Annotated in this window: 7 protein-coding genes; 2 read left to right on the top strand and 5 right to left on the bottom strand. The window is 52.7% G+C overall.

All coding sequences use genetic code 11. The features are described 5' to 3' along the window. Both EAH74_RS28240 and EAH74_RS28235 read left to right on the top strand, forming a co-directional pair. A partial coding sequence (locus EAH74_RS28240; RefSeq protein WP_140683057.1) for a transposase domain-containing protein occupies positions 1–252 on the top strand: 252 nt, incomplete at its 5' end. Positions 253–322: 70 nt separating this feature from the next. Beyond that, positions 323–934, top strand: a complete 612-nt coding sequence (locus EAH74_RS28235) for a tyrosine-type recombinase/integrase (protein ID WP_205012929.1) — start codon at positions 323–325, stop codon at positions 932–934. Positions 935–1,522: 588 nt separating this feature from the next. On the opposite strand, the gene EAH74_RS28230 is transcribed toward EAH74_RS28235, so the two are convergent. The 5 genes from EAH74_RS28230 to EAH74_RS28210 form a co-directional block, all read right to left on the bottom strand. Next, the gene (locus EAH74_RS28230) at positions 1,523–3,724 is read right to left on the bottom strand and encodes a hypothetical protein (RefSeq protein WP_140683051.1); all 2,202 of its coding nucleotides are present in this window, start codon (positions 3,722–3,724) and stop codon (positions 1,523–1,525) included. Then, positions 3,725–4,882, bottom strand: coding sequence for an ATP-binding protein (locus tag EAH74_RS28225; protein ID WP_140683048.1), 1,158 nt, complete (start codon positions 4,880–4,882; stop codon positions 3,725–3,727). 770 nt (positions 4,883–5,652) lie between these two features. Beyond that, positions 5,653–5,865, bottom strand: coding sequence for a HEPN-associated N-terminal domain-containing protein (locus EAH74_RS28220; protein ID WP_140683045.1), 213 nt, complete (start codon positions 5,863–5,865; stop codon positions 5,653–5,655). A 116-nt stretch (positions 5,866–5,981) separates the two neighbouring features. Further along, positions 5,982–7,586 (bottom strand): DUF2357 domain-containing protein, encoded by a 1,605-nt coding sequence (locus EAH74_RS28215; RefSeq protein ID WP_140683042.1) that lies wholly within the window; start codon positions 7,584–7,586, stop codon positions 5,982–5,984. 3 nt (positions 7,587–7,589) lie between these two features. Then, positions 7,590–9,851 carry an McrB family protein gene (locus EAH74_RS28210; RefSeq protein WP_170206643.1) on the bottom strand — a complete coding sequence of 754 codons (2,262 nt, stop codon included), beginning with the start codon at positions 9,849–9,851 and terminating at the stop codon, positions 7,590–7,592. Positions 9,852–9,944: the final 93 nt, after the last annotated feature.

Raw genomic sequence — 9,944 nt, 5'->3', positions numbered from 1 at the left:
ATCGATAACAACAAGGCCGAGCGAGCGGTAAAACCCTTTGTGATTGGTCGCAAAAATTGGATGTTCAGCGACACGCCCAAGGGCGCGACGGCCAGTGCGCAGATCTATAGCCTGGTCGAAACTGCCAAAGCCAACGGCCAAGAGCCCTATACGTGGCTGCGCCACGTACTTGAACGCCTGCCACAAGCTACTTCGGTAGAAGACTTCGAAGCCTTGCTGCCGTGGAACTGTTCCCCGACTATCTCGCGCTAAATGCACACATCGGTTTTTTGCCATGTGTGGTTTATGGGTCGCTTACCTACTAACGCATCTCGAACAGGCCGTGAAATGGTTGGAAACAGAAGCCGCCGCCGCGCTCGATCGCGGTGACTACAAGACGCTCCTGCGCCACCGCCGCTCGGTGGCAATGGTGCTGATCGGATTCTGGCGTGGGTTCCGCGGGGATGAGCTGGCCAGGCTCACGGTGGAAAACACCAAAGCCCATAGCGGTGAAGGCATCACGTTTTTCCTGGCTCACACCAAGGGTGATCGCCTGCACGAAGGGACAACCTTTCAGACGCCGGCGCTGACAATGCTGTGTCCGGTCGAAGCCTATATCAACTGGATTACCGTAGCAGGCCTCACGAAGGGGCCTGTCTTCCGCCGCCTGGATCGCTGGGGGAATTTGGCGGACAAGGCCATCCAACCTCATAGCTTGATTCCTATGCTGCGCCGGATCTTCAAGGAAGCCGGGCTGCCCGAAGAACTGTATAGCGCGCACTCGATGCGACGGGGCTTTGCAACCTGGGCGTCGGCCAATGGGTGGGACATCAAGGGGCTGATGAGCTATGTGGGCTGGAAGGATATGAAATCGGCGCTTCGTTATGTCGATGCGGGGGTATCGTTTGGCGGCCTGGCTGCAAAGGCCGCTCCCGCCCGCTTGGGGGCATCCTGATCGAATTCGCAACGCGCCAGCAGGTGAGTCAGGAGCGCACATCGATCGCACGATTACCGCAGAGCTGTCCTTTGATCCTGGTCATGGCGCCCAGAGCGAACACCTGCAATTTTATCTTAATCTTGCTGGTAGAGTATGACTTCCTGATACCGATAGACTAGTGCGCGCCGACAGCAGTTATCGCGCCATGCCGAAACCTATGCATGTTGCTCTGCGCAGCACATGGGGTGGCTTCATACATTGGCAAGCCGCGCCAACGTGGCTTCCTGCCACCTCGCGTCGTTCGGCGCTTTCTCCCCATCCACCGTGCTCACAACCTATGGATTATAGGGGCTCCATAGCCTTGCTTGAGGTTCATCATCAGTGACAGTCTGGCTGTGGTCACTCGACAACGCTCAGGTCAGGATCGTCAGCTCATGAAGACGTTTCGGAGGGGGTGTGGACATCATATGGTTAAGCGCTGCTGCTGCGTTTTGCGCAACCGCGATCAATCTTTCCTCCTTGGCTAGGTCGTCGACATTGGAACCTCCAAGTAAACCAGGCCTTTACAGCAGCAACACTCGGCCACTGCAAAGGCCTATCAAAAAACTAAAGAGCCTCTGAATCTTTAGTGAACAAGGTATTAATACCCTTCAGGTGCGATTCCATGTGAATGCAAATAAACTCGTTCAGCTTACTCGCAACATTTGAATGGAGAGCAATTTTACCGATGCAAAGCGCGACAATGAATTCGAGTGCTGCCTCTCCGCGTGAAGACCCATAGCCCCGGACTATCCGCTTGATGATGTCAGACATCGCCATGCTGTAGCCTTCGTGCTCTCTATAATCCATTTCTGCCGGGTGAGCTGCCCGAAGAAAGGCGGCCTGAATCACACCATCGTCGTAGCGTGAGAAAACTTCCGGAGAAAGCAAAACCTGCTGAAGCTCGATGGAGGCCAACTTCTTGCCCTCCTCAACTTTAGCGGATTGCCTGGCATTCTGAAGCACCCAGTTTATCGTCAGGAAAATCTCAACGCTGGTACTGGATGTCACATCTGTTTTGTCATTTACAAATGCAAAACCTTTGGTGATCTTCATTGGGTCGCCCGTGCGACTTGAGCGCCAAAAAGCGGACTCAATGAGACCAGAATCACCCGTGATCTTTAGCTCACTGGCTCGCTCGATGACGAAAGCCGGTGGTCGAGAGCTTTGGCTGATAATCCGCGATAACAGGTTATCCTCATCTTCCCAATGGCTATTGCAGATTGGATTTGAGACAGGGAATTCCAGATAGCTCTTGACCGAATAACGCTTAGCGCCACTGGGTGGCTGGGTCAAATTAGAGGACAGCTCTGTAATCTGATCATACGATCGACCAAGGAGTGCTCCGACGAGATAAACCCGTGTCCCACTTTCCTGATTGCTTCTCAACCGTCGGCTCACGCTCAGTAATCGAGACCCCCTCTCGGCCGCCGCCGCCAAAATCAGAGCACCACCGACAAATGTCTCCAAATTCTCCAGATCGTCAAAGCTCAGAAAATGGAGAATCGTGAGCCCGTACCCCTCCAATAGCGACTTGGCACGCGTCGCCATTGCCAAGCTAGCGGGGTCATCATCATAGATAATGGTATTCGTCGATAGCGAGACTTCTTCAATGACGCAATCACTGAGCCACTTCTGAAACTCTTCGTCTGCTGCCAGCTTTGCCCTGTCTGCCCAAACAGTTCTTCGATTGCCAGTTACGCCTTGGCCATAGCATCCAAAAAAACCTTTGCCGACAAATTTTTCAAACCGTTCTTGCAACTTATCATGAGCATGTTTGACAGAGATGTTTAGAAATTTTGTCTCGGAATGCTGTGCTACGAAACGCTCACCTTGAATTCTGATCAATGGCCGAGGGTCTGAACCGTCGCTGGTGCTGAAATCATGGGGTTTCTCCAAGGGTAAAACGATTGAGCAGTATGGCGACTTCTTCAGAAATGACAGGATGGTGATTATTTTTGAGGCATCGAAACCATTCTCTTCGTACCATTTCTGCGCGAGGCCGCAATTGGTTGATGCCGAGATCAGGCAGAGCGCAACGCTGCCCGAAGGAGCGCATCCCGACATACCTTCATATGATTTGAATGACCGAATGGCAAGAGGGCTATTTTTGCCAAAAGTGTTCAGTAATAGCTTTATCGACAAAGCGACAGGGAGAAACGAAATCGTGTCTATGTATATTACCTTTGGGGCTGTGGAAAGCTCCGCGGGGGCTACATGTTTTAGGCACGCCAGTGCAATGAAATGAGAGTTGGCGGCCTCTGCCAATAAAGCATCTGCCCTTATGAAATAGTTCGCCGCGCGGGACGATGGCTTTGAAAATAAAAAGCCGGATGGCGCCCTCTCTAGCACATTGCATTTTTTTGCCAAACACTTCAGGCCGGCATCCAAAATATAATCGAAGGAGTTGATGATCCGCTTGCTTAGGTCTTTGTCAGTGCCTTCATATATTTCGTGGCTTGAAAGTCGTCCATCATGACTAAAAAAACCAAACCCATACTTGACATTGGATGATTGGCCTTTGCGCTGCAGGGCTATAGAGATATCCGAGCTGTCCTTTTTTAGCTCATCCTTGACCTGCCCCCGGAAGATATCAGGCGTCAGAAACAAAACATGATCTGGAAGGACATACTTTTGAAGCTGTACCTGCAATGCATACGTGATTTGCTCGGGAGTTATCCGGTCAGGCCCATTAAAAAACACCACAATATTGATGGCGTTAGGAGAACCTTCATTGAGGCAAGCCTCAAAATCCAAGAGATCTGTCATTTAGTTCACCGGGATGCATATAGTGAAGACAGTTCCTTCCACAGCTGACAGTTCTCCATCTGCTTTCCATGGCTTAGGGGCGAATTTTGCAGTCTGCGGCTTTCCGCTGAATGTTTGCTGAAGGGACAATCTCCCGGTGCGGAGCCTGACGAATGCTCTGAGATCGTTCATGGCCTTCGTAGCTCGATGAAGTCCCATGCCAGATACCTCATCATCTTTTGATGTCACATGCTTCTCAAAGCATTCCATGGTTGCTGCCAATTCTTCTTCGATAGTGACGGTCGTGAGATCGTTAATGATCCGTCCGTGTTTGTGCGATAACCATCTACGCGCCATGCCTGGGCCGCTATCAATAACTGAAACCTCCAAAAGGTCGAGGGTATCACCCTGCGTCATATTGTTAGCTAGAAACCGTTCAAACGTCGCAGCCGACCCGGTAAATTTATCTTTCAGCTGACTTCTCTGAACCTTGGTGTATTTAATAGTTAGCCCGCGCAATCCCTTTTTATATTTTTTACCATCAAGACTAGTAGTAGCATGCTGATCAGCGTTTAATATTAGCTCAAAAATTACATTACCTAATGAGGCCAGACCATGCTTCATCAAGGCACGCCTATCTGCTTTGGTCTGCATCAGAGTGGATGCCTTGTCAATGATGCCTGCAAAAGCATCACTAGGATGTACTGTGGGCGCCACACCTCCAGCGTAAAAAGGTTTGATATACTCTCGTCGTGCGCTGCTTACGCTAAACAGGTTGATGACCGTGGGACGGGCACCTCTTGTGTTGCTCGTTTCTTTTAAAACTCCGTCATACATCGCCTGAATCATTGGTAACAGTGTCAATAAAGCATCGCTTTTCTCGATCTCGACATGGCTTTTTGTGTCAACTTTAGTGCACATGACCAAACCGGCGAGGCCGGCGCTGGATCGACCCAGCGTGGCAACATGGGATGCCCATTCGTCTTTATCGCAGTGGAGGTGTAAAACCTTCTCACCCTCCCCTTTTGCCCAAGTGATGATGAGCTGGGTCAAGGCCGCTTCGATACCGAATATTCCGCCATAGCTGGTGTTAAGCGGAATGCGTACAGAATCATGCATTGACTCTGTGGCCAGCAGTTCTTCAATGCTGTCTATGGTTACAGATTTTTGAATGATCACTTCGCGTCCTTGTGCAAAGACTTGATACGGTGACTCGGTTGGCGACGTTCAACTAGGCTTGAGGCAAATGATCCTCAGCTCAGCTTGCCGTGATGGTTACAACTACTAGATCGAAAAACCTTATTCATTCGCGTCTGCAGCCTCTTCATGATAATGCCAAATTGCTAGCGGATGATCCATCGCGCTGCCGTTCGGCCGCCGACAACTCAATGGTGATGGGATCCGCGAGAAACCCTACGAATGGGTCAGCTCACCACTGTCGATGCATCGAGCTTGGCATTGGATGATCGCTCATCCGCCTTGAAGGGGTCTGAAGAAAAGCGCTCGCATTGTTACGAACGCCCTCCTGCTACATGCAAAGGATCTGACCATCAGGGCTTAGAAAGTATATGTGAAACCCGTTTGAACGGTGCGAGGTGCACTCTGGCACCCGCCGTTTTCCATGCCATGGAGCACGAAGAGGGGATTTCCCCTGCCTGGCCATTCAGTTATGACGAGCTGGAGCCGTGGCACGCGCAAGCGGAGTCTCTATAAAAAGTGCGCGATGCGCTGAATCAAATCCAACCGGGCCCCACCATTCAAAGCCGTTTGACTACCCGCCTATTCCAATCGCTTGGGAAATCTGGCGGACACCGCCATCCAACCTCATAGCCTGATTCCGATGCTGCTCAGGCCGGATTGCCTGAAGAGCTGTACCGCACCCACTCGATCCGGCGAGGCTTCGCATCCTGGGCGTCGGCAAGTGGCTGGGACATCAAGGGGCTGATGAGCTATGTGGGTATCCATGATGAATAACTACGGGGGGGTTGCTCGGCATAGGTAAATGACGCCTGAATTGCTTCTTCGAGCTCCTCAACCAGCTCTTCCAGCGTTACGACCGGCCGCTCCTCGTTGCAGTAGTCGCATTCGTCGACATCGTTGTCGGCAAAATTCGTCTGTAAATAACTGTCAGTGATGCAATCGACACATACCTGCTTGCTCATGGATTCTCCATTTTCCTGTGAACGATGGCCTCGCCAACCAATACGCCGGGAGCCGAAGACTTTATTTCGGGTTGCGGGATCGTCAGCGAGTTGAGCGCTACCGGGGACGCAATCGATTACTTCGCCGTTCCAGTTGCAATTGTACGCGCCGGAGCGGCCGCGATTGGTATTGCACTCAGAATACGTTTGAGCTCGATCCCCAGTGCCTCCCCTTCTGATTCAGCCCCGATTTGCCAAGCTCCGACCCCATAGTCCGCATGATAGGTCGGGCTGACAAGCGCCGTTACTTTGTCTGCCCTAGGTATCAGCAGCAATGAAACGTCAGGCTTGATGCCCTTCCACCGGAGACTGTCGTGATAAATGTGCGCTGACTCCATTGCATCCAGGACGCTGGCGCGGGCGCTGCGATACTTCGCGTCGAAAACCAAGAAGCGCTTCGCCGAAGGCGAGTCCAACGTCACGACGATGTCCGGATATCGCTCTCGCGATAAGCTTTGAAAACCGCGATGCGCAGGTTGATCAATCGCTGGGCATCGGACTTGGTAACACGCCTCAACGGTCACATCAGCCGCTATTCCCCGCCACACGATTTCTTTTAAACCCACCGATCGATATTCACGACTCCAGACGAGTTCAGGAAACTGACGTTGCAGCTGTGAGACTACCGTCACAAAGCACCACCGCTCATAAATCTCCCATGTTGGGCTGACCCACAGCGTCTCATCAGGATCCTTTCCAAACCAACCTGAACGCAACGCGTACCAACCAAACCGATAAGCTCGCGCGTATGCAGGGTGAGCAGAGATCGCATTCAATCCAGAAGCCGATAGACGCCTGGCAGTCACGATGCAGAAAGGTCTCGCGCGTTGAAGCCGTTCAAGCTTGCGAGCAAGCGACTCGGTGAACGCGATTCGACGTACGAGCCTTGGCGTTAACGCTGATCGGGTTTCGCAGACCACTTCAGTGGCAGCTGCATGCTGAAGCCCCCTCACCACCTGCCGACAACGTCTAAGGAGATCGAAGAGAACAAGTCCAATGGCCTGATTGGCCGGATTGTCCTCTTCCTCGTAAGATCTGCTGACCTCAAAGCGAACAGTATTCAAGGCCGGACGCTGAGTGCTAGCAGGATGCAAGAGTGCCTGTCCCGTCGGCCCTCTGAGTGCCTTATGCACGGATGCGGAGTCCAACCGCTTGACCGTGTGGGCACTCACCGACGTGCGATCGCTCTTCAAGGTTGTTAGCGGCCGCTGAGATATCTGTTTGAGCGCGCGGTGAAGCCGATCCCCATAGCGCCTCAGCCTCGCATACTGCAAATGCGGGTTGGTTAGTGCTCCATCATGGCCAATTCCAAACTGAGCCTCTTCTGTGCCCATAACGAGAGCCGGGTCGAAATCCAGAATCGCCTCAACCATGGCAGCGAATGCCTGGCCTCCGAGCTTATTATCAGCTGCTGAGACGTCCAGCCGGTAAATGGCGGCAGTCCGCCCCTGGTCATCCAGAAGCTCTGCCGCGACCTCTCCTGCATAAAAGCCTGGCGACCATAACCACGCACACGCCCCGTTTTCGTCGACCGTCTCGATCAAGACGTCATCAATGTAGAAGGAGAAGCCTTCAAGCGCGGTAAAACGATAAGCCTTCTTCTCCATGAAACCTGGGTTCAACTGACCTGGGTGCACGTCAAATCGAGCATCCCCCTGCTCTACCTGCAAGATGATCGACATGGTCTACCGCCAGAATCTGGTCGAGCCGGAGTGAGCCAGGTCGTCGGCCATTTCTTTGACCTTGCGCAGCGACATTCCCATCCCCGCATGTTTGAGCGTGGTATGGAGCAATGTGAAGACCTCCTGCAGTCGAGGGCTGTCTTCACCGCGCAACTTGGGGAGTATCTTCGAATAAATGGCATGGTCGAGTGCACGTGAGAACTCGATGACACCACCCGCCTGCGTTTGCTGCAGATAGCCAATCACGTCGTTGAGCGTGCGCCACCCGAAATGCAGTCGAGCTGGACGAAGCACATCCATGAGTGAGGACATGAGATTTCTGACGATTGAAATCTGTTCATCCTCAAGCGAGCTCTTCTGCCAGCCAGGAAATGCTTTGACCTCAATGTCCCAAAATTCGATCACAGAGGCTCGATCCAGCACCTTGTCGCTCAATCCATGAGTGGTCTCGTCCATGTTCACGGTGCCGATGATCACGAGGTTGCTCGGATATGGAATACCTGGAGGAACACCATCGATCTCGTCGACTTGACCGTGAAAGACGATCGTTTCGCCGGTTTCCATCGCTGAAAGCAGAGGCGCCAGATATTGTTCCGGATGAGAGAGGTTCATTTCATCAAGAACCAGTGTGTAGGGCTTCGTCGGGTTGGCGCTTGCCTGCAGGAGGAAATCCAGAACGCCGGTACGCACATACGCGTCTGACTCCAGCGGATTAACGTAACCCAGCAGACTCGTGTAGTCGTGCCAGCCTGGCTGGACAGGAACGATCAGCAACCCTTCACTTGGCTCGGGATCGTCCTGCCACAGACTCAGCGCATAGTTACGGGCAAGTTGCGTCTTTCCCGCACCGCTCAAGCCTGTCAGCACCGCGAAATGACGCCTCGGATGCCCCCACAATCCAGCATCAAGTTGTCCGATCAGCTCTTCTGGGAAGCGAAACTCTTGATCAAATCGGGCAATCACGGCACCTAGCTTCGGCCTCTCAATTTCGATATCGAGCTGTACTGGGGCTACTTGAGCCAAGGACGAGCTGATACCTGGAATGCTCGCGAGGCCCTTAGGCTCCCAGTGAATGCGATTAACCCACTGCTTACCCCTTTCGGTAAGGCTGAGCACTTTCTCGGAGATCGTGACCAGATCAAGGTATCTGAACCAACCAATAATCGCTGATGGGGCGAAATCAGTTGTCCATCCAGGGTTTGCCTTTCTGAGTGTGAGGATGGCATCACGGTTGGATAACGGTGTGTCACGCAATGCCGCTAGCAAATAGTCAAACCCCAAGATGCGGGTGATCATCCAGTCAATGATCTCATCTGGATCACCCGACTCCAGGAATGCCTCACCGCGGGGTGTTAATTGCAAGTTATTTGCGTTGGCACGCAGCACGCCCCATTCGGCGATCAGAGCGTTCAGCTGAGTGTTGCAAGTCGACGTTTTTGATTGAGGGCTGATCGATTGCAAGTGTTGGATGAAGTCTTCACGAGTGCATCCATCTGTTGCAAAGTCGATCATGCTTTGAATGGTGGCCGTGCCTCCGCCAATCGCCAGCAGACCGCGCCTCCTCCTCTCAGGAGGCAAGGGCTTGAGTACTTCGTCACCTGTCTCTAGATCGGATATTTCGGTGGCTTCGCCTTCTGGGTTCTGAACATAGTTAACGAACATTAGCCAAGGCAACGTCAAACGTGAGACGCCCTCCCTGGAATAAACGTCAGCCACTTCCCCCAGCACTTCATTTAACCGGTTCAATACGAGTCGGTGCAGATGACGCCTCTGACCGCTTAGTGGAAGCCCCAAGGAATGAGCCAGCTCGCGCAGTTTCCGATGATGCGCTATCGACGTGAAAGCGCCTGGACAAAGCAACGCGAAGACGCGGTACATCTTGAGTCGAGGGTTTCTTTTGGTCAGCCCAGCAACCGCGGATGCAATTTGAGACCAAGCGTCAGCGATGAGCATCTCATTCTCAATAGGATCCCGGGTCTGCGCGTACTTTTGCTTCAGTTGCCAGAGGCTTTCTGCGATTGCCGAATTTTCGGCGACCGCAGAAATGTTGATGCGCCCCATGCCTGTTGCCGAAACGGCCTCGGTGTCCCAGAGCGCCAGTTGGAAGTCCTTGCTTAGGAACTCTTCATGAGACACATCCCTGACACGCACCAACCATTTCTGGAATTCGGTGATCCAGCTTTGATTGCCCGCCAAGGACATCACCTGCTCCTGGAGGCTAATACATGCAGCCCTGAGCTGTTCGTCATCCTTAAGATCCAGCAAGTCCATTCTCCACCAGCGATATTTATAGATGGCGAGATAATGTCATCACTGAGAGGCGGATGCCAGATTCGGCCTCTGCATCAAGAGAAGGCA

This window comes from Pseudomonas mandelii (assembly GCF_006438925.1).
Classification (GTDB): domain Bacteria; phylum Pseudomonadota; class Gammaproteobacteria; order Pseudomonadales; family Pseudomonadaceae; genus Aquipseudomonas; species Aquipseudomonas mandelii_C.
Note: the sequence above shows the minus strand (reverse complement) of the source record. Positions and strands in the feature narration are given on the sequence as shown.